The organism is Agathobacter rectalis ATCC 33656, from assembly GCF_000020605.1.
GTDB lineage: Bacteria > Bacillota > Clostridia > Lachnospirales > Lachnospiraceae > Roseburia > Roseburia rectalis.
Map to the genome: position 1 here is coordinate 1,271,788 of NC_012781.1, position 21,340 is coordinate 1,293,127.

18 protein-coding genes are annotated in these 21,340 nt (G+C 38.0%); 16 read left to right on the top strand and 2 right to left on the bottom strand.

Going from position 1 to position 21,340, the window contains the following annotated elements:
- Positions 1-654, bottom strand: a complete 654-nt coding sequence (locus EUBREC_RS06180) for a DUF1836 domain-containing protein (protein WP_012742253.1) — start codon at positions 652-654, stop codon at positions 1-3.
- Positions 655-828: 174 nt separating this feature from the next.
- Here EUBREC_RS06180 and pcrA point away from each other — a divergent pair, with 174 nt between their 5' ends.
- The 3 genes from pcrA to rlmD all read left to right on the top strand — a co-directional run bounded on the left by pcrA (position 829) and on the right by rlmD (position 5,066).
- Positions 829-3,120 carry a DNA helicase PcrA gene (gene pcrA, locus EUBREC_RS06185; protein WP_012742254.1) on the top strand — a complete coding sequence of 764 codons (2,292 nt, stop codon included), beginning with the start codon at positions 829-831 and terminating at the stop codon, positions 3,118-3,120.
- A gap of 100 nt (positions 3,121-3,220) precedes the next feature.
- Complete coding sequence (locus EUBREC_RS06190) at positions 3,221-3,535, top strand: hypothetical protein (protein ID WP_012742255.1); 315 nt, start codon at positions 3,221-3,223, stop codon at positions 3,533-3,535.
- Positions 3,536-3,653: 118 nt separating this feature from the next.
- Positions 3,654-5,066, top strand: coding sequence for a 23S rRNA (uracil(1939)-C(5))-methyltransferase RlmD (gene rlmD / locus EUBREC_RS06195; protein WP_012742256.1), 1,413 nt, complete (start codon positions 3,654-3,656; stop codon positions 5,064-5,066).
- 237 nt (positions 5,067-5,303) lie between these two features.
- Here the strand turns inward: rlmD and EUBREC_RS06200 are convergent, their stop codons facing one another.
- Positions 5,304-6,014 carry a hypothetical protein gene (locus EUBREC_RS06200; RefSeq protein WP_012742257.1) on the bottom strand — a complete coding sequence of 237 codons (711 nt, stop codon included), beginning with the start codon at positions 6,012-6,014 and terminating at the stop codon, positions 5,304-5,306.
- A 370-nt stretch (positions 6,015-6,384) separates the two neighbouring features.
- Between EUBREC_RS06200 and EUBREC_RS06205 the strand changes: the two genes are divergently transcribed.
- The 13 genes from EUBREC_RS06205 to EUBREC_RS06260 all read left to right on the top strand — a co-directional run bounded on the left by EUBREC_RS06205 (position 6,385) and on the right by EUBREC_RS06260 (position 21,324).
- Positions 6,385-8,739, top strand: a complete 2,355-nt coding sequence (locus EUBREC_RS06205; protein WP_012742258.1) for an NACHT domain-containing protein — start codon at positions 6,385-6,387, stop codon at positions 8,737-8,739.
- 124 nt (positions 8,740-8,863) lie between these two features.
- Positions 8,864-8,998: a MerR family transcriptional regulator gene (locus EUBREC_RS17955; protein WP_306719332.1), complete on the top strand. Its 135-nt coding sequence runs from the start codon at positions 8,864-8,866 to the stop codon at positions 8,996-8,998.
- Positions 8,982-10,550: a type I restriction-modification system subunit M gene (locus EUBREC_RS06210; RefSeq protein ID WP_041253984.1), complete on the top strand. Its 1,569-nt coding sequence runs from the start codon at positions 8,982-8,984 to the stop codon at positions 10,548-10,550. The genes EUBREC_RS17955 and EUBREC_RS06210 overlap by 17 nt, the downstream gene beginning before the upstream one ends.
- A 2-nt stretch (positions 10,551-10,552) precedes the next feature.
- Positions 10,553-10,885 carry a DUF4357 domain-containing protein gene (locus EUBREC_RS06215; protein WP_012742260.1) on the top strand — a complete coding sequence of 111 codons (333 nt, stop codon included), beginning with the start codon at positions 10,553-10,555 and terminating at the stop codon, positions 10,883-10,885.
- Entirely contained in the window at positions 10,878-12,146 is a 1,269-nt protein-coding gene (locus EUBREC_RS06220) for a restriction endonuclease subunit S (protein WP_049757227.1), read from the top strand. Before EUBREC_RS06215 ends, EUBREC_RS06220 begins: the two co-directional genes overlap by 8 nt.
- A 2-nt stretch (positions 12,147-12,148) precedes the next feature.
- Positions 12,149-12,694: a restriction endonuclease subunit S gene (locus EUBREC_RS06225; RefSeq protein WP_049757228.1), complete on the top strand. Its 546-nt coding sequence runs from the start codon at positions 12,149-12,151 to the stop codon at positions 12,692-12,694.
- A complete protein-coding gene (locus EUBREC_RS06230; RefSeq protein WP_012742263.1) occupies positions 12,691-12,996 on the top strand; it encodes a hypothetical protein in 306 nt (101 codons plus the stop codon). Before EUBREC_RS06225 ends, EUBREC_RS06230 begins: the two co-directional genes overlap by 4 nt.
- Before the next feature lie 139 nt (positions 12,997-13,135).
- Positions 13,136-16,282 carry a type I restriction endonuclease subunit R gene (locus EUBREC_RS06235; protein WP_012742264.1) on the top strand — a complete coding sequence of 1,049 codons (3,147 nt, stop codon included), beginning with the start codon at positions 13,136-13,138 and terminating at the stop codon, positions 16,280-16,282.
- A gap of 3 nt (positions 16,283-16,285) precedes the next feature.
- A complete protein-coding gene (locus EUBREC_RS06240) occupies positions 16,286-17,161 on the top strand; it encodes a GIY-YIG nuclease family protein (protein WP_012742265.1) in 876 nt (291 codons plus the stop codon).
- Between the two features lie 97 nt (positions 17,162-17,258).
- A complete protein-coding gene (locus EUBREC_RS06245; RefSeq protein ID WP_012742266.1) occupies positions 17,259-18,383 on the top strand; it encodes an ABC transporter permease in 1,125 nt (374 codons plus the stop codon).
- Between the two features lie 210 nt (positions 18,384-18,593).
- On the top strand, positions 18,594-19,646 hold the full coding sequence (locus EUBREC_RS06250; protein ID WP_012742267.1) for an ROK family transcriptional regulator: 1,053 nt from the start codon (positions 18,594-18,596) through the stop codon (positions 19,644-19,646).
- A 247-nt stretch (positions 19,647-19,893) separates the two neighbouring features.
- Complete coding sequence (locus EUBREC_RS06255) at positions 19,894-20,922, top strand: zinc-dependent alcohol dehydrogenase (RefSeq protein ID WP_012742269.1); 1,029 nt, start codon at positions 19,894-19,896, stop codon at positions 20,920-20,922.
- A 9-nt stretch (positions 20,923-20,931) separates the two neighbouring features.
- On the top strand, positions 20,932-21,324 hold the full coding sequence (locus tag EUBREC_RS06260; RefSeq protein ID WP_012742270.1) for a VOC family protein: 393 nt from the start codon (positions 20,932-20,934) through the stop codon (positions 21,322-21,324).
- Positions 21,325-21,340 lie beyond the last annotated feature (16 nt).

The following is a 21,340-nucleotide window of genomic DNA, read 5'->3' on the forward strand; positions in this document are numbered from 1 at the left end:
TTAATTTGAGCCTGTTTTTTTACTTTCTTTTCCTGAATGTGTATTTTCATGGGAAGAAGCCTCTTTTTCTTCATTTAGATTGTCAATCATGCGCTCAATCAGCATTTTCTTGATGTAGACATCAAAGCTCAGCATGCAGATAAAGCTGAATGTGTGAAGAAATTTCTGATCCTCATCAGGAAAATCCTCAAATGTCTCACCGGCAATCTTGTATTTCTTGCCGAGGTCCTTTAGGAGCTTCTGCGATTCCTCCGCCTCTAAGCTGAAAACCTCAGTATAGACATCCTGCATCGTAAATCCGTCATCATTGCCGAAATACTTCTCGGTAAGCGGATTAAGAATCGAGCGGATATCGTTGATGCTCAATATATTTTTGAAATAATATATAAAAAGCAGTGTGAGCACATGTTCCTTAGAATACTTTTTCTTGTCCGGAGAAGGGAGCAGATTGTTTTTGGCATAGTTGTTTATCATTGTCTTGGTAAGGATTTTGTCGCTTTCATAGCGCTTTGATGCAGCGAGCTGCTCGTCCATGAAGGTTGTGACCTGATCCATGTACAAATCAATATTTGGTATATCCTCCGGCTTTATGTAATCTATTGATTTAAGCTGTTTTAATAATTCTGATAAAAATTCTTTAACGTCATTCTCCATATCATCACCTCAGACTTTTATTATATAGTATTGAAAACTATATGACAAGTTTTTTTTGATTTTTCTCATATTGGGTTGTGCAAAACATATGTTTGTGGTATGCTGTAGATAAATTATTTTTGTATTTATGGTTTGTGTGCCTGTAATAAGACTGGAGAATTGAGAGGAAAACAGATGAACTTAGATATGTTGAATGAACAGCAGAGGGAGGCCGTTTTGACCACAGAGGGACCGCTTCTTATTTTAGCGGGGGCAGGCAGTGGCAAGACCAGGGTTCTTACATACAGGACTGCCTACCTGATAGATGAGTGTGGCGTCAATCCTTACAATATCATGGCAATCACCTTTACAAACAAGGCTGCGGGAGAGATGCGTGAGCGAATTGATGATATGGTGGGCTATGGTTCGGAAAGCATATGGGTTTCTACATTCCATTCGACATGTGTGCGTATACTGCGAAGGTATATTGACAGGCTGGGATATGACACAAATTTTACCATATATGATGCTGACGACCAGAAGGCTCTGATGAAGGACATCTGCAAGCGTCTTGAAATAGATACCAAGATGTATAAGGAAAAGATGTTTTTAAATGTCATTTCATCTGCAAAGGATGAGATGATTGATCCGATAGAGTTTGAAAACCGCTTCACAGGTGACTTCGTGAAGCGCAAGCAGGCACTTGTATACAAGGAGTATCAGAATGCCCTAAAGCAGAATAACGCACTCGATTTTGATGATTTGCTTGTGAAGACAGTAGAGCTTTTTAAGCTGGATAAAGAGGTGCTGGATTACTATCAGGAGCGCTTCAGATATATCATGGTGGATGAGTATCAGGACACAAACACCGTGCAGTTTGAGCTTATCAGGCTTCTTGCCATGAAGTATAAGAATCTGTGTGTGGTTGGTGATGATGATCAGTCCATTTACAAGTTCAGAGGTGCCAATATCTACAATATCTTAAACTTTGAGAAGCATTTTGAAGATGCAAAGGTCATAAAGCTTGAGCAGAATTACAGGTCTACCCAGAATATCCTAGATGCCGCCAACAGCGTCATTTCCAACAACGTGGGTAGAAAGGACAAGCGCCTTTGGACTGACAACGGAGCCGGAGACAGGATTACCTTTGAACAGCTTGAGAGTGGCTTCGAGGAAGCGGATTATGTGGCGCGTTCGATAGCGAGACTCGTGAGAAAGGGTGAGGCGCGCTATAAGGACTGTGCTGTGCTTTACCGAACCAACGCACAGTCGCGTCTCTTCGAGGAGAAATTTATTGCAGCCAACATACCATACAAGATTGTCGGCGGCGTGAATTTCTATGCCAGAAAAGAGATAAAGGATATCCTTGCATATTTAAAGACTATTGACAATGGCCATGATGACCTTGCGGTAAAGCGAATAATAAATGTGCCAAAGCGCGGCATCGGAGCTACAAGCATCAATAAGGTGACAGACTATGCCATTGAGAAGGGAATAGATTTCTATACGGCACTGCGCTATGTCGATGAGGTGCCGGGCATGGCGAGGTCAGCAGGCAAGATAAAGCCTTTTGTGATGTTTATACAGTCACTTCGTGCGAGAGCCGAGATGGATTCGGTTTCGCAGCTCATACAGGCAATAATCGATGAGACCGGCTATGTCGATGAGCTGAAGGCAGAGGGCACGGATGAAGCAGAGCAGCGTATTGAGAATATTGATGAGCTTATAAACAAGGCTGTTGATTACGAGCAGGGGGAGGAGAATCCTACTCTCAGTGGCTTTTTGGAGGAGGTAGCGCTTGTAGCCGATATAGACGGTCTTGACGAAAACAGCGACTATGTGGTTCTTATGACTCTGCACAGTGCTAAGGGACTTGAGTTTCCGAATGTGTATCTGGCGGGCATGGAGGATGGTCTTTTCCCAAGCTATATGTCAATCACGAGTGATGATGCGACAAGCGAGATAGAGGAGGAAAGGCGTCTTGCTTATGTTGGCATCACGAGAGCCAAGGAGCATCTGACCATCACATCTGCACGCATGCGTATGGTGCGTGGAGAGACACAGTTCAACAAGGTATCGCGATTTGTGAAGGAGATTCCGCGTGAGCTTATGTCAGGTGAGGTCTATGAGCCAAAGCGCCGTGATGATGACATTGAAAGAAATTCACAGAGCACCTACAGAAAGGCTAAGGAGGCCTTCAAAAAGACACCTACATACGGCACAGAGTATGCGACCACCTTTAATACACAGCGTACAAGGACACCTGTCTACACGCCTGTGAGCAATCAGAAGTCATTTGCCAGTGCCAATACCACCGGCGGCCTTTCATATAAGGTAGGAGACAGAGTATCACACATCAAGTTTGGCGCGGGAGAGGTCATGGCAATTGTAGAAGGCGGCAGGGATTATGAGGTCACTGTGGACTTTGACAAGGCCGGTACCAAAAAGATGTTTGCTTCATTTGCCAAATTGAAAAAAATTGACTAAAATTATTGTAATTTTTATAGGAAAATTGGATATAATATGCTATAATGGATTTAACAAATAGCATTTGACAATTACTTTTGGAAAAGGAGCGGATTGAATTATGAGTAAAGTTGAAGAATTATTAAAGGACAACAAGCTTGCAGAGAAGCTCAGCATGGCAAAGCTTAATGACCTTCTCAAAAAAGAAGAGGAAGACAAGAAGCCTTCCAAGGCTGTTATCATATTTGCCATCATTGGTGTATTAGTTGCTGTTGCAGCAGCGGCATATGGTATCTACAGGTTTTTCACACCGGATTATTTAGATGATTTCGATGATGAGTATGATGATGAATTCGATGATGATTTCTTCGAGGATGAAGACGATGATGATGCTGAAGAGGAAAAAGAGGCACCAAAGACTAAAGAAGAGAAATAATCGTTTTTAGATAATGGGGGCTACATATGTAGTCCTCATTTTTCTTTATGTGTGAAGCAAGGCATTTGCAGTCAGGCATACAAAGGAATAATAAAGTATAAAGAGAGATAAGAATTACATGAAAAAAGGATTTAGAGGAACAGGAACCGTAGAAAGAGTAGACTTCCCAAACAAGGGAATAGCCGTTACAGATGATGGCGACAGAGTAATTGTGAAAAATACAATTCCGGGACAGAAGGTGGAATTTGTTGTAAATAAAGTAAAGCATCAAAGAGCAGAGGGCAGACTCATGGAGGTAATTGAGAAATCGCCTCTGGAGACAGAAGAGCCATGTCCTCACTTTGGAATGTGCGGGGGCTGTACATATCAGACAGTGCCTTACGAAAAGCAGCTTGATATGAAGCTTACCCAGGTGAAAAAGCTCATTTCGGATGCTATCGGCACTGAAAAAGAGTCAGGATATGAGTTTATAGGGATACATGGAAGTCCGAAAAAGAGTGAATACAGAAACAAGATGGAATTTTCCTTCGGTGATGAGTACAAGGATGGCCCTCTTGCGCTTGGCATGCACAAAAGAGGAAGCTTTTATGACCTTGTGACAGTATCAGACTGTCAGATTGTGGATGAGGATTTCAGGACAATATTAAAGGCAACACTTGATTATTTTTCAAAAAACAATATCCCATATTTCCACAGAGCAACACACAAGGGCTATCTGCGGCATCTGCTTGTCAGAAAGGCAACAAAAACCGGTGAAATCATAGTCGACCTTGTCACCACCACACAGACAGAGGGCTTCAACGAGGAGGAACTGCTCGCAGGCTTTAGATATGCACTTTTGACCAGGCACTATGACGGCAGATTCAAGGGCGTTTTACACACAAAAAATGACAGCGTGGCAGATGTGGTCAAAAACGAGGGCACAGAGGTGCTCTACGGAGATTCATATTTCTACGAGAAGCTCTTAGGTCTGAAATTCAAAATCACACCATTCTCATTTTTCCAGACCAACTCACTCGGAGCGGAGGTGCTCTATGAGACAGCGAGAGAGTTTATCCTGGGAGATAACAAGGATTCGCTAAACGGTAAAACAGTCTACGACCTCTACAGTGGAACTGGCACCATCGCGCAGCTTATGGCACCGGTGTGTAAGGAAGTAGTAGGTGTCGAAATAGTTGAGGAGGCAGTTTGCGCAGCAAAGGAAAATGCAGCTCTTAATGGTCTTGATAACTGTAAATTTATCGCAGGTGATGTCCTCAAGGTGCTTGATGAGATAGAGGAAAAACCGGATTATATAATTCTTGATCCACCACGAGACGGTATCCATCCGAAGGCTATTGGGAAAATCATAGAGTATGGTGTTGAGAATATGGTTTATATTTCATGTAAACCTACAAGCCTGGCAAGGGATTTGCAGATATTTATGGACAGAGGGTATAGAGTGGAGAAGATATGCTGCGTGGATATGTTTCCGAATACTTATCACGTCGAGACAGTAGTATTGATGTCAAAGGTGAACCCAGGCAAGTAGAAAAAACACTGTAAATAAAAGGCTTTTAAGAGAGCTATCGTTAATGAGTATGATTAGCTGCTGGAAAGCCTTTCTTTTTATGTGAAGTAATGACTTTGTGGAAACTGGTTCATAATGCGGGGTTGACACTGGGGGATAGATAACAAGGAAAAATGAACCCTAGGGGTTACCTTATAAAGATAGTAGAAATAAGAAAAACAGCGACAGGAGAGTTGGTGTCCGGCCGCTGCTTGTAAATTAACGATAATTCTTGTTGTAGAGTTCTTTGGCGTATGCCTGCATTTTCTTTACGTACTCATATGCCTGGCTCTTTCCCTTATTCAAGTCGATCTGCTTCAGAGCATTACTGATTTGTGGGTCGTCCATCAGAAGAGAGAAGATTGCTTTAGCTTCTGGGTACTTCAGGGACACCTCGTTGATGAGATCGTCGATCATCATAAGACTGAGAACTGAGTTTTCAGTTGAAGTGTTATCTGTTGGTTCCCAGCCGCTGCGATTAGTATCATCGTCGCTGTTATCATCCGTAAACTTGTCTAATGAAATATAGCGAGAGAGGTACTGACCCTTTTCTGGACGTTCACATCTTTCACATTTATTGCACTTAGGGCAGCGGATGTATTCGCCCTTGGAATTAAGAACTAAGCATCTCTTTTTACGAGTGGATTCAAGATAGTCATCCTTTTCTTTCCAGAATTGCTTCATGTAAGATTCAACTTTATCCTTTGGGATTGTAGTGAATCCTACCAGAATCTTTTTGCCGCGGATATTCCAGGTTTCGAAGTTATCTTCGATAATTCCTTCATTACGCTTGCGAATACCGTCTCTAATATCCTGATGGTAATTCTTTAAAACTTCATGTGCTAAGAATGGAACCAAAGCTTCATTCTCTTTTGGTGCTACGCCATTGTAGCTCTTCTTGTTACAGTAATCATAATTTTTCTCTGCCATGTGGCTTTCCTCCTTGGGTTGGCCAGCTTGTCCTATTCAGCTGGTTTAGTTATTTAGTTGTTCATCAGAGTCAGATAGGACCGTTCTTGATCAGGGAACGCATCGTCTGATGATGGGCACCTTTAACGTCGGCCTCCCGGACGATCAAGCAAGAATAAAAAAGTAATGCGTAAATCGGGTTTGTAGTGTATAATTAATTGTGAATAACTATGATTTAATGGAAATCACCATAATTTCGCATGACTTCTATGTGTCTTTTGATGTAAATATTATCCGGCTTTTGTGACTTTCTGTCGGTGACGCAGTTTGTGAAGATGACGGGATTTATACGGGATTTTTCGTTAAGACGGGATAAAGAAGGAGTGAAAAAGTGAATTATCAAGAATTCATACAGCCTTTTTACAACTCCGAGACGAAAACAAGTGGCTTACGCGGCATTCAATCGCAAGGAGAGACGGCGGAATATTTCGTTGCTCTAGCTTTTGCACATGAAATTCCAGAAAAGTATATTAGTCAGCCTGATACATATAGAAGGTGGTATACAGGAAGAAGCAATCCGAAATCCACTTTATGGAAAGAAATAGAAAAGGCCTTTGATGATAAGAGATTTGAGGAGTACTCAAAGGAGCTTGCATCTAAGATTGATGATGAAAAATTAATTGATTTACTTCTGGCGTTTGACATAAAACTTGCCTCAGGGAAAAAGGCGAATAAGATGTATTTTGCGGAAGCATTAACGTATCAGTTCAAGGCCATTGCAAATGGGAAAGGCTCGGCGGATGAAATTGTCAAGCAGACTTACTACAGTAAAGAAAAACCTGCTGTATTCGGCGAGTACATCCGGAAGGCAAAAGAAACTTATAGCCGAATGACCGTGTTAGGCGGGAAAGAGTGCTTATTGGATGATTGTTATGTATGCAATTATATTGGCACAAAGCGAGGAGTGTTTCTTAGAAATAAAAATGGCTTAATTATAGATGCAACTTTAGAAAAATTAAAAACATTTGATCGTCGTGCTGAAACAAAAAATACATTGCTTATAGCTAATGGTGGTATGGGAAAATCACTAATGCTACAGCATTTATTTGTGGATGCTGCAGAAAAGTATTCTGAAACAGGTTTATTACCAATATTCATAGAGCTGAGAGAGTTTAGCTTTGATCAGGTAGAACTTTTCGACATTATCGTTGAGACAGTAAAGAATATGGATGAATCTTTCACACCGGAACATGCTCATCAAATGCTAACAGCTGGTCGATGCCAATTGCTACTAGATGGAGTGGATGAAATAGATCCGCAGGACATTAACTCTTTTCAAAGAAAATTAAGTAACTTCTTAAAGCGATATCCAGACAATCAAGTTGTTATGACTTCGCGTGACTGTGATGCGTATTCTGGAATAAAGGGATTTGTTCATTTGTACTTGCTTCCTTTTGATAAATCGCAGTCTGAGGATTTGGTGGGGAGATTACTAATTGAGGATGATCCTGAAGCAAAGAAAACAGTCAGAGAATGTATTGATGATAATTTTATAAAAAAGGACGGTGCGTTTGTCTCAAATCCAATGATGTTAACATTTGTGGTTGAGAGGCATAGTACGTTACAAAGTTTACGAGCAAAGCGGTATCTGTTTTATAAAGAGGCTTATGAAGCAATTGTCCTTGATCATGATAAAGACAAGACAGCATATGAAAGAATTTTCCGGAGTGTGAGTGACTCTGAGGAGTTTACCACAGTATTCCAGGAGTTTTGTGCAGTAACCTTCCGACAAGGGATATTTTCCTTTGATTCGGATACGTTCAAAATTTTCTTTGAAGAATTAGAATCGAAGAAGACTGTCGAAAATCCTAAGAAGCTTAGGGCTCAAAGCTTCCTTCATGATGTTTGTGCCACAGCCTGCATGATGTATGAAGAAGATACAGAGATTTTGTACATTGATCCAGGATTTCAGGAATACTTATTTGCTAGATACTATGCATTTGCTCCATCGAATGAGATGAGAGAGTTATGCGATACACTTATTGATCAGTCGACTACAACCTTTAGAAGATGGTCGGCATTCCGGATGTTATATGAGTATTCAAGTGATAAAGTGGAGGTCTGCTTATTCATTCCTTTTTTAGATAGAATATTTAAAGATAGAGATGATAGGGATTCGTTCTTGCAGTTCATAAAGATTGGTTATAAGGAGCTAAGATACACGGTTCTCGATCAAAATTTGATAGAGAACTATAAAGGCGAAGCCGGAGTGATGAATCAGATGAATACCGGTGAATTGAATGAGCCCAAAACGGTAATTCTATCTGTGATTTTGAGAGTAATGAAGCAGTTCAATTTTGTTCAAATTGTAATGTATTCACCGAAACTTAAGTATGAAAAGTTGGTGCAGAAGGTACTGCTTGGGGAATATGTTGGAGCTCACTTCGGAGATGAAAGCGGTAATAAGTTATTATTGCGGCAGTATTTATATTCAGAGTTCTGTATGCCAACATTTTCTGAAACACATGATATTTCACGATGCATAAAAGATCAAAGTGGAAATTGTATTTGCTTTGGAAACGAATACCTAATAAGTACAGAGCAGATACAAACTAATTCAGATGAATATCAAGATTTGATTAAGGAACTTTCAAATCCAGATAACAGTCTGTACAGACTTTATGAGGTAGTGAAGAACTATTATTTGCAGATAAAAGATAAGCAAAAATCTAATAAGTTTAAATAATATGTTTTAAAGATTAGGAGACTTAAGAAATGAATGATATTGAAAGATGGTATAGTTTGGAAGAATATCAAACCATCTAGGAGTCAGCAAAGATACAATCCGTGCATGGATAAGAAAAGAAACTATTCCTTTTTATAAAGTTGGGCGTCAGTATAAATTCAAGGTATCAGAAGTAGATGCTTGGGTTGAAAGCGGACAAAGCGCAGAGGCTGACAAAAATAATACAGTGGAGGAAAAGCAAGATGGCAGTGGAAAATAAGAAAGAACAAGAAAGAGATGAACTTCATCGTGCGATATGGGCAATCGCTGATGAATTACGTGGTGCGGTAGATGGATGGGATTTCAAGAACTATGTGCTTGGAACAATGTTTTACAGATATATATCTGAAAATTTAACCGCGTATGTTAATGTAGGAGAGATTGAAGCTGGAAATACAGATTTTGATTATGCAAAAATGAAAGATGCCGATGCAGAAGAAGCTCGTGAAGGGCTTGTACAGGAAAAAGGATTTTTTATTTTACCAAGTGAACTCTTCTGCAATGTTAGGGTTCGTGCAGCGGAAGATAATAATTTAAATGAGACACTTGAAAAAGTATTTAGACATATAGAGGAGTCTGCAAAGGGAAGTCAGTCAGAAAACAGCTTTGCTGGACTGTTTGATGATTACGATGTAAACAGTAATAAGCTGGGATCAACAGTTGCAAAGAGAAACGAAAGACTGGTAAAGCTCCTTGATGGAATTGCATCTATGAATCTTGGATCAGTAAAAGATCATGATATAGATGCATTTGGTGATGCATATGAATATTTGATGACAATGTATGCTTCAAATGCTGGAAAATCAGGTGGAGAATTTTTTACACCTGCGGATGTTTCAGAGCTCTTAACTAGATTAGGCACGGTTGGTAAAAAAACAGTAAATAAGGTATATGACCCTGCGTGTGGTTCGGGTTCCTTATTATTAAAAGCTGAAAAGGTGTTAGGAAAAGATTCTGTCAAAATAGGATTCTTTGGGCAAGAGATAAATATCACAACATATAATCTTTGCCGTATTAATATGTTCCTTCACGATATTGGTTTTGATAAATTCGATATTGAGTGCGAGGACACCCTGACAAATCCACAGCATTGGGATGATGAGCCTTTCGAACTAATTGTTTCCAATCCCCCTTATTCCATTAAATGGGAAGGAGATGATAATCCATTACTTATAAATGATCCAAGATTTTCACCGGCTGGTGTTTTAGCACCTAAAAGTAAAGCCGATTTAGCATTTATCATGCACAGCCTTTCTTGGTTAGCGGCAAATGGAACAGCTGCAATTGTGTGTTTCCCAGGAATTATGTACCGAGGTGGGGCAGAAAAGAAGATTCGACAATATCTAATTGATAATAACTTTATTGATTGTGTAATTCAGCTGCCAAGTAATCTGTTTTTTGGTACATCAATTGCAACGTGCATTATGGTAATGAAGAAAAATAAAACAGATAATAATACGTTATTTATCGATGCCTCTAATGAATGTGTAAAAGTAACAAACAATAATAAATTAACTAAAGAGAATATTGATCGTATTGTAGATGTATTTTCTAATAGAACCGAAGAAGAGCATCTTTCATATTTGGCATCATATGAAGAAATTAAGGAGAAAGAATATAATCTTTCGGTTTCCACTTATGTAGAGGCAGAGGATATCAGAGAGAAAATTGACATTGTAAAGCTGAATGCGGAAATCAAAGAAATCGTGGCTCGTGAACAGGTTTTGAGGGATGAGATTGATAAAATCATCGCAGAAATCGAGGTGGATTAATAATGATACTTTATTTGAAAAGAGAAAAATCAGGGATTGATGCAATCATGAATTTTGATTCAAGTAATAGTTCATATACTGTATTAAAAGGTTCTGTTTTATCATCCAATATTGCCTACTCAGAAAAATTTCGAGGTGCAAAATCAATTGAAAAAGCTCGAATGAATGTAGTGGTTAATAATGTATTACAGACGGATATGATATTTAAGAGTGCTTCAACTGCAGCAAATTTTGTGACAGGAAATAGTACAAACGGTTTAATAGCATGGAAAAATAAAGATGGAGTAATATTGAAGACTCTCATTTCTGGAAAGGAGGATGGGGAAGATGAGTAAATTATCAAACTTAATAACCCAGTATTGTCCAGAAGGTGTTGAATATAAGACTCTAGGAGAGTGTGGAAAATTTTACGGTGGATTAACGGGAAAATCAAAAAAAGATTTTGAAGATGGTAATTCAAAGTTTATTACATATAAGAATGTATATTCTAATCCTGCGCTGTGCTTAGATGTAGAAGATAAGGTGAGAATTGAACCAGGCGAAAGACAACGAACACTAGAATATGGAGATATTGTCTTTACGGGATCATCTGAAACTCCAGATGAATGCGGAATATCATCAGTTGTAGCAGAAATCCCAGAAGAAAATTTATATCTGAATAGTTTCTGTTTCATTTTTAGATTTGATGATCCTTCTATATTGTTGCCAGATTTCGCAAAACACCTATTTAGATCTTCAGAGTTGAGGTATCAAATAGGAAAGACGGCAAGCGGAGTGACCAGATATAATGTATCAAAAAAACTAATGGGAAAAGTGAGCTTCCCTGTACCTCCTTTGGAGGTACAACGTGAAATAGTCCGCGTGTTGGACTCTTTCACGTTACTTACAGCCGAGCTTACAGCCGAGCTTACAGCTCGTAAACAGCAATATGAGTTCTATCGTGATTACCTATTAAATGGAAACAGCGACTATGATATATGTAATTTGGGTGATGTTTGTGATGTGGTAGCAGGTGGAACACCTTCAAGAAAAGTGAGTGACTATTGGGAAGATGGATGTATCCCGTGGCTAGGATCGACTGTCTGTAAAAATAAAAAAAATGTTGATGAGCCTACAGAATTTATAACGGAATTAGGTCTAGAAAAATCATCAGCCAAGATGATGAAAAAAGACACAACGCTTATCGCATTGGTTGGCGCAACTATAGGAAAAGTTGCATTTACAACATTTGACGTAGCTATCAATCAAAACATTGCTGGGGTATATCCTAAAGATACAAGTAAAATTAATCCGTCATATATATATTATGCTTGTACAACGTTATATCCACATTTTTTAAATTTAACGCAAGGGTCAAAACTTGCAATGGCAAATTTGACATTTGTTAGAGGTTTAAAAATATCTGTACCACCAATTGATGTGCAGAACCACCTAGTGAATGTACTCGATAATTTTGAATCGATAACATCCGATTTAAGTATTGGATTACCAGCAGAAATAGAGGCAAGAAAAAAACAATATGAATACTACAGGGATGCTTTATTGACATATGCTTCTACTGGAAAGATAATTGCTAGACAGACAGAACATAATTAGACTTGTTCAATAATGTGTTCGGATATGCAAAATTAGAACTTGGAGAAGTATGTAGTTCGATTTCTTCAGGTAAATCAAAGGAAAGGTCAAAAACAGGACCATATCCTGTGTATGGTTCAACTGGAATTATCGCAAGAACCAATAGAGCTTCATATGACAAAACAAATATATTAATAGCTCGTGTTGGTGCTAACGCAGGTTATGTGCACCTTGCAAGTGGGAGTTATGATGTTTCAGATAACACCTTGATTGCGGATATCAAACCGGAAAATAATTTAAAATATATATTTTATATATTGCAAAATATAGCATTGAACAGATTTGCTAAAGGTGGTGGCCAGCCCTTAATAACAGCAGGAAAAATAAAGCAAATTGAAATTAAAATTCCAGATCAAATCACACAAGATAAAGTTGTAAAAATTCTTGATGAATTTGAAATGATTTGTACAGATCTTAATGCTGGAATTCCTGCTGAGATTAATGTAAGGAATAAACAGTATGAATTTTATAGAGACAAATTAATGACATTTAAGGAGAAATTAAAGTGAAAACCATAGCATTACGCTTTGGAGAACATTTTGCACCAGAATGCGGTACTATAGAAGCCCATAGAGCTGTTATAGAACAATATGGGTATGTCTGGTATGGAAAATTAGATGCACCAGTTTCTTCCGAAGTTATAAGTGAAATTTGTGATAATGAAAACCCTAAGATTCTTTTAATCAATAGTGGCAAGGCTGATAGATATTGGGCGCATGTAGTCGAAATATCTAAAGATGCACCGGGTGAAAATATATTCCAGAATATTATCGTGGTAAAGCTTCTAACTTTAAAACCTGGTTTAAGATAACTGATTTTGAAGAAGTATCTAAAGATGTTATGTCAAAATGCCGGGTGATGTCATCGGGAGCTGTGTTAGGTGAGGTATCTAGGCATAGCATGAGCCCATATTTTATTATCGAAGTTGAATAAAGGAGAGGTGGTTACGGATGCCATATTTTAATGTGGTGGCAGAGACAAATGAAAATACAGTTGTCACAGAATATGAGCCTTTGAAGCATCGTTCTGATCAATATCAGAGTGAAGCTGATTTGGAAAAAGAGTTTATACGGATGTTATGTGAACAGGGATATGAGTACTTACCTATTCATACAGAGGAAGATTTGATTACAAATCTTCGTCAAAAATTAGAAGAATTGAATGCATATAAGTTTTCTGATACAGAGTGGGAGCGTTTTTTCAATGATTGTGTTGCAAATAAAAATGAAGGAATCGTTGAAAAGACTGCAAAGATCCAGGAGAATTATGTCCAGGTATTAAAGCGTGACGATAACATGTCAAAGAATATTTCTTTGATCGATAAGAAGAATATTCATAACAATCGTTTGCAGGTTATCAATCAATATGTAATCGGAAAGGCTGATGGAGCAAAATACGATAATCGATATGATGTTACGATTCTTGTCAATGGATTACCTTTGGTTCATGTTGAATTAAAAAGACGTGGAGTAGCAATAAAAGAAGCTTTCAATCAGATTAATAGATATCAGAGAGATTCCTTCTGGGCTGGAAGTGGTCTGTTTGAGTATGTTCAAATATTTGTTATCTCAAATGGTACAAATACAAAGTATTACTCTAACAGTACTAGATTTAACGCAATTAAAGACGCAAATGCTACGAATACGAAGAAAGGAAAGACCAGTAACAGTTTTGAATTTACATCATATTGGTCGGATGCAAGCAATAGGATTATTGTGGATTTAGTGGATTTCACAAAGACGTTTTTTGCTAAGCATTCTATTCTAAACATCCTTACAAAATATTGCATTTTCACATCTGAGAATATGCTGATGGTTATGAGACCATACCAGATCACTGCGACTGAGAGAATTATCAACCGGATTGAAATTGCGCACAATTATAAAAAATATGGAGATATTGCAGCCGGTGGATATATTTGGCATACCACAGGATCTGGAAAGACTCTTACATCGTTTAAAACTGCAAGATTAGCATCAGATCTTCCTTATATTGATAAGGTCCTTTTCGTTGTTGACCGTAAGGACTTGGATTATCAAACAATGAAGGAATATGATCGCTTTGAAAAAGGTGCTGCCAATAGTAACTCATCTACAAAAATTTTGGAGAAGCAGTTAAGAGATTCCAAGTCAAAGATTATAATTACGACAATTCAAAAGATGTCATCCTTTATTAAAAAGTTTAAGGAACATCCGGTGTATAACAAACAAGTTGTAATCATTTTTGACGAGTGCCATAGAAGCCAATTTGGTGACATGCATGCAGCCATTGTTAATAGCTTCAAAAAATACTATATGTTTGGTTTTACTGGAACACCAATATTCCCATCAAATACTGGATCAATCTGTAATCCAAAGTTTACAACAACGGAGCAGACCTTCGGAGATAAGTTACATACATATACAATTGTCAATGCTATTAATGACAAGAATGTACTTCCATTCAAGGTTGAATATCATAAGACGATGGAAATGGAACCAGATATCGATGATGAGCAAGTTCTTGATATAGACCGTAAAAAAGCATTCGAGGACCCTAAGAGAATACACTTAGTTGCTCAGTATATCTTGGATCATTTTGATCAGAAGACATATCGAGGAGATAAAACATATATTTTCAATTCGCTGACTAATATTGAGGAAGTTGCATCTGCAGATAGAGGAAAAGTTGAGGAAATAAAACAGAAACAGAGACTGAGCGGATTTAATTCTATTTTTGCAGTATCATCTGTTCCGATGGCTAAGGCGTATTATGATGAGTTCCGAAATATTATAAAGAACGATCCTACTAAGAATTTGAAGATTGCTGTAATTTATAGCTATGGCGCAAATGAAGAAGAAGTAGATGGAATCCTCGATGAAGAAAATCCTGAAGATACATCTGCATTGGATCAGAATTCAAGAGATTTCTTGGAGGCAGCAATCCAAGATTATAATTTGATGTTCCATACGAATTACAGTACAGACAGTGATAAGTTCCAGAATTACTATAAAGATGTCTCTTTAAGAATGAAGAATAAAGAGCTGGATATGCTCATTGTTGTAAATATGTTCTTAACAGGATTTGATGCGACTACTCTTAATACCTTATGGGTGGATAAAAACTTAAAAATGCATGGATTGATTCAGGCATTTAGTAGAACAAATCGTATTCTGAATAGTATAAAAACATTTGGAAATATTGTTTGCTTTAGAAATTTGCAGAAGCGAGTAGATGCGGCTATTTCTCAATTTGGTGATGAGAATGCTGGTGGTATAGTCTTGATGCAAAGCTTCAAAGACTACTACTACGGCTATGAATCTGTAGATGGAAAACCAATGCCAGGTTATATTGACATGATAGAGGATCTAACTAATAAGTTCCCGGTTATGGACTCGCAGATAATGGGAGAGGAAAAACAAAAAGAGTTTATCTCGCTCTTTGGAGCTATTCTTAGAATGAGAAATCTTCTCGTTGCATTTGATGAATTCAAGGATAAGGAACTTATTAGTGAGCGAGATCTTCAGGATTATCTTGGAAAGTATCAGGATTTACGCGATGAATGGAAGCGTAAGCGTGAAAACGGTGAGAGTACAGATATCGTTGATGATATTGTATTTGAAGTGGAACTTATTAAGCAGATTGAAATCAATATTGATTATATCATGATGCTTGTTAACAAGTATCATGATACGCATTGTGAAGATAAGGAAATCTTGATAACAATTCGTAAAGCAGTTGATTCAAGCCCAGAACTCAGAAGCAAAAAAGCGCTTATCGAAAACTTTATTAATGGTGTTAACGAAATCGATGATGTTATGAATGAGTGGCACGATTATGTGGTTGAGATGCGAGAGCATGATTTGCAAATTATTATAGAAGAAGAGCGCCTTAAACCTGTTGAAACAAGAAAATTCCTAGAAAATGCCTTCCAGGAAGGAGAGGTAAAAACTGTAGGTACGGATATTGATAAAATCCTCCCTCCAGTAAGCCGTTTTGGTGGCGGAAACAGAGCTGTTAAGAAAAAGACAGTTATCGATCGCTTAATGGCATACTTTGAGAAGTTTTATGGTATTGGTGGAAATGGCGGTTTCATTGATAAAACTGAAGAGGAGTAGCATATGGCAAGAGGAAAAAATATACAGCTCTATCTGATGGACGGAGACGTCAATGGTCGAATAAAATGCACCCTTGCTAATTGGACAGGTTTGGCATTTAAAATTCCAAGAACTTCACTTGATATATGCAAAGATAGGTCGGAACTTAAGCAGACAGGGGTATATTTCCTTTTTGGAAAAGATGAGAATGACAGAAATGTGGTCTATATCGGCCAGGCGGGTGTTCGGAAAAATGGAGAAGGAATTCTTAACAGATTATTTGAGCATAACCGTAATCCCAAGAAGGATTATTGGACAGAAGCAATTGCGCTTACAACGTCAAATGATTCCCTTGGACCAACAGAAATTAGCTATCTTGAGCATCAATTTTATCAGCTTGCTCTTAAGGCAAAGCGATATGATGTGAAAAATGATAATGATCCTACGCCTGGAAATATTTCTGAAGAAAAACAAAGCGAATTGGACGAGTTTATTGATTATGCAGAGGTAATTGTTGGTACACTAGGACATAAAGTTTTTGTTCCATTGATTGCTAATAATGACAATGGAGAAAATACTTCTTCGGAAAGCGAGACGTTTTACTGTACACGTGGAGGTATAAATTCAATAGGCGTAAGAACCAGCGACGGATTTGTTGTGAAAAAGGGCAGTGTTATCTCTTCCAAAGTTACAAAAAGCTGCCCAGAATATGTACTAAAGAAAAGAGATCAATATAAAAAAATCCTTGATGATAAAAATACTTTAATTGATGACATTCTGTTCAATACCCCATCAGGGGCAGCAAGCTTTGTATGTGGAAGCAGTGCAAATGGTAATGTAGAATGGAAAAATTCTGCAGGGGTAACAATTAAGGAACTTGATGAACAACAAGAAGAATAATAATTAAGATGGCAGCACTGGTCTCTATGATCAGTACTGTCATTTTCGTTAGTCTTTTTTATAAAATTCTGTAACATAGCCATCAGCACGGAGCAGGATGTCTGGCATCCAGTCTGGTGTTCTCGCCATCTGCTGGCAGAGCACTTCTAGGGATACTTTCTCGGAACATTCGATAATCAGTTCATCGTGGACATGGCCGCAGATAAAGCAGCTTGACTATTCTGCTGAGTATGATGAAAGATATCCGGAGAATAATCTGGATACGATTCTGACGGATGATCCATTGAATGATTTGCTGATTGAAGAAATCAAAAGCGTTCCGGGAGTAACAGATGTCATGACGAGAGAGATTGTCTCTGTAAATCTGAATGGAACAAGATTTCCGGCTGATATTGTGAGTAAAAAGGATTTTGATTTTATGCGCCAGGACGGGGATATTGGCTCTATGGACTATGATCAGGCGGTAAAGAATGGTGATATTTTCTTTGGCTGGTCAACGTGGATGGAACAAGATGGATATGCTCCGGGTGAATCCATTGCATTTGACTTTGAGAATGGAAGTGGAACCTATACCTATCAGGGAAAGATTGCAGGATCTTTTGTAAGTGCGGACACTTGTCTTGTCATTCCGGAAGGTGTATATCGTTCCATGAATCCGAGAGGAACAGCCTATGGCTATCTGTGGGTGGACTGTGATAAAAAAGATGTGGCATCTGTAGAACAAAGTCTGAATACTTTGATTTCTAATACTTCGCATATAAAAATGGATACTTATCATGCGCAGTTACAAGCTGCCGAATTTGCAAGCAGCATGATGAAGCTTGGCTGTTATCTGTTTATGGCTATTGTAGGACTCATCGGGTTTATGAATATGGCGAATACCATGATCATGAATATTACGACAAAAAAGCAGGAATATGGTATATTACAGGCTGTGGGTATGACAAATAAACAATTAAATTTATGCCTGCAGTTACAGGGACTGATGTTTACGGTTGGTACCATATGCGTAGCTTTGATCATTGGTCTGCCGCTCGGCTATGCACTTTTTTCCTATGCAAAACATAATGGAATATTTGGAATGAATATCTATCATGTTCCAATCGTACCAATTTTTATTATGATTTTTTTGGTCGGTCTGTTGCAGATTGTACTTTCCTGCGTTTTAAGCAGTAATCTGAAAAAGGAAACGCTGGTTGAAAGAATAAGGTATCAGGGATAGCCGCCACCAAGTCTTTTCAAGCGGTCATAATCTAATGCAAATCCCTTTTTCAGATATTCCTTTATTCTGTCGGAGATTAATTATAAAACATTACTTTACAAGAAGAATAAAAGAGTATATAATTCTTTTGTAAAATATTTAATAAAAGAGGATAAGAAAACGGAAAATAAAGATAAAAGAAATATAACAAGAAAAAAGATAATTAATTATGTGCTGAACAATCATGTTACATCCAAGGCAGAAATCGCAAAAGAGTTAAACCTGAGTATGCCGACTGTATTAGCAAATGTGAATGACTTGTTAGAAAAAGGGGTGTTGGAAGAAACTGGGGAATATGCTTCAACCGGTGGAAGGAAGGCAAAAAGTATAGGGATTAATAAGTCATACTGTCATGCAATGGGAATTTTGATTACAGCGAATCATATAGAAATGGTATTAGTAAATCTTGGAGATGAGATTATAAAAAAAGATCGCATCCGCTTAAAATTTACGGCAGAATTATCCTATTGTACAGAGGTGGCACAAAAGGTCAAAACTTTTCTTGAAGGCGAATTAGCGAAGGATACGCTGCTTGGGATTGGAGTGGCGATTCCGGGAATTATTGATCAGAAAGAACGGATCGTTTTAAAATCCCATGCTTTAGGTATAGAGAATTATAGTCTGCGCTTTTTAGAACAGGCGCTGGAAATTCCGGTATATTTTGAAAACGATGCTAATGCTGCAATGCTTGCAGAAAAAAAACAAAAGTATCCAAATGCGATATATCTGTCTTTGAACCACACCTTAGGAGGTGCATTCTGTATAGATGGAAAGCTGTTTCGAGGGCAAAACCAGAAAGCAGGGGAGTTCGGTCACATGATACTCGTTCCCGGTGGAAGAAAGTGTTATTGTGGCAAATCAGGATGTGCAGATGCATATTGTGCTGCAAGTGTACTGACACAAGATAACAGGCAGTCACTGGATGCATTTATGGAAAAAATTGAAAGTGGTGATGAAAAAACTTTGCAGACATGGAATGAGTATCTGGATCATCTTGCTGTTTTGATATCAAATCTGCGGATGGCATATGATATGGATATCATACTAGGAGGTGACGTGGGAGGTGTATTGTCAGATTATATGATACCACTGGGAGAAAAAGTGATGGCATATAATGGCTTTGAGCATGATGTTTCATACTTAAAAAATTGTTCGTATAAGAAAGAAGCGTCAGCTGTTGGAGCAGCGAAATACTTTTTTACAAAACATATGGGTGAATTGTAAATTTTTTGATCCTCATATCATATTATAGTAAAAAACGGAAAGAAAACAGTAACTACGGTTTCCTTTCCGTTTTTTTTGCGTGTTAATTGTGAAAAATACACAAAAAATAGATTTTGAAATTATGAAATATATAGAAATATGAAAAAACATATTGACAAATTGTGTTTACAAGGTAATAATGTAATTACTTTAATAAAACAATTTATAAAACATAAAATAAAACAGCATAAAAAAGGAGGAAACAATTATGTTACAGCAGGTAATGACAAATCCAGGAGAAATTATTTTCAGAGAGGTTCCGGTTCCGGAGGTAAAGGAAAACCAGGTTTTGGTAAAGATTATGAATATTGGTGTTTGTGGATCAGATATTCATGTTTATCATGGAAAACATCCGTTTACAAAATATCCGGTAACACAAGGACATGAGGTTTCAGGTGAGATTACAGAACTTGGAAAAAACGTCACAGAGTTTCATGTGGGACAAAAGGTGACGATAGAGCCTCAGGTATATTGTGGACATTGCTATCCATGTCGTCATGGAAAGTATAATCTCTGTGAGGAATTAAAAGTAATGGGATTTCAGACAACAGGAACAGCATCTGAGTATTTTGCAGTGGATGCATCTAAAGTAACACCTATTCCAAAAGAAATGTCCTATGAAGAAGGAGCTATGATCGAACCTCTTGCTGTGGCAGTTCATGGTGTAAAACAGATGGGCGATGTGGCTGGCATGAATATTGCAGTCCTTGGAGCAGGACCGATTGGAAATCTCGTGGCACAAACAGCAATTGGAATGGGTGCAGCGAAAGTAATGATCACAGATATTAGTGATCTTAGACTGGCAAAGGCAAAAGAATGTGGAATTGATGTGTGTGTGAATACCAAAAATAAAGACTTCGGTGAGGCAATGATCGAAGCATTTGGACCGGATAAGGCAGATGTGATCTACGACTGTGCCGGAAACAATATCACAATGGGACAGGCAATTAAATATGCAAGAAAAGGAAGCACGATTGTATTGGTGGCTGTTTTTGCAGGAATGGCAGAAGTAGATCTTGCAGTGGCAAATGATCACGAACTTGACATTAAGAGCACGATGATGTACCGCCATGATGATTACATAGATGGAATCAGACTGGTAAATGAGGGAAAAGTTCATTTGAAACCGCTCATCTCAAAGACATTTGCTTTTAAAGATTATCTGAAGGCATACCAGTATATTGATGATAACCGCGAGACAACGATGAAAGTGATTATCAACGTCAGTGAAAAGTAAGGAGTTCGTATGGAAAATAAATATGGAATTGTCGGAGTAGCCCATGTCGGGCTCCCGACAAACGATTTACAGAAAACAGTTGAGTTTTATAAGAGTCTTGGATTCGAAGTAATTATGCAGACATATAATGAAAAAGCAGGGGAAAAAGTGGCATTTTTACAGATAAAAAATTACTGTATAGAGACTTTTGAAAATGGGCAGGCGGCAATGTCAGACGGTGCATACCAACATGTAGCACTTGATGTGGAAGACATTGAAAGTATGTATCAGAAAATCTGCAATGAAAAATACACAGTTATTACAGACGGAATCGAAGAACTTCCATTTTGGGAAAAGGGTGTGAAGTTTTTTATGATTAAGGGACCAAATGAGGAAAGAATAGAGTTTTGTCAGAAACTCTGATAAAAATAGGAGGGAC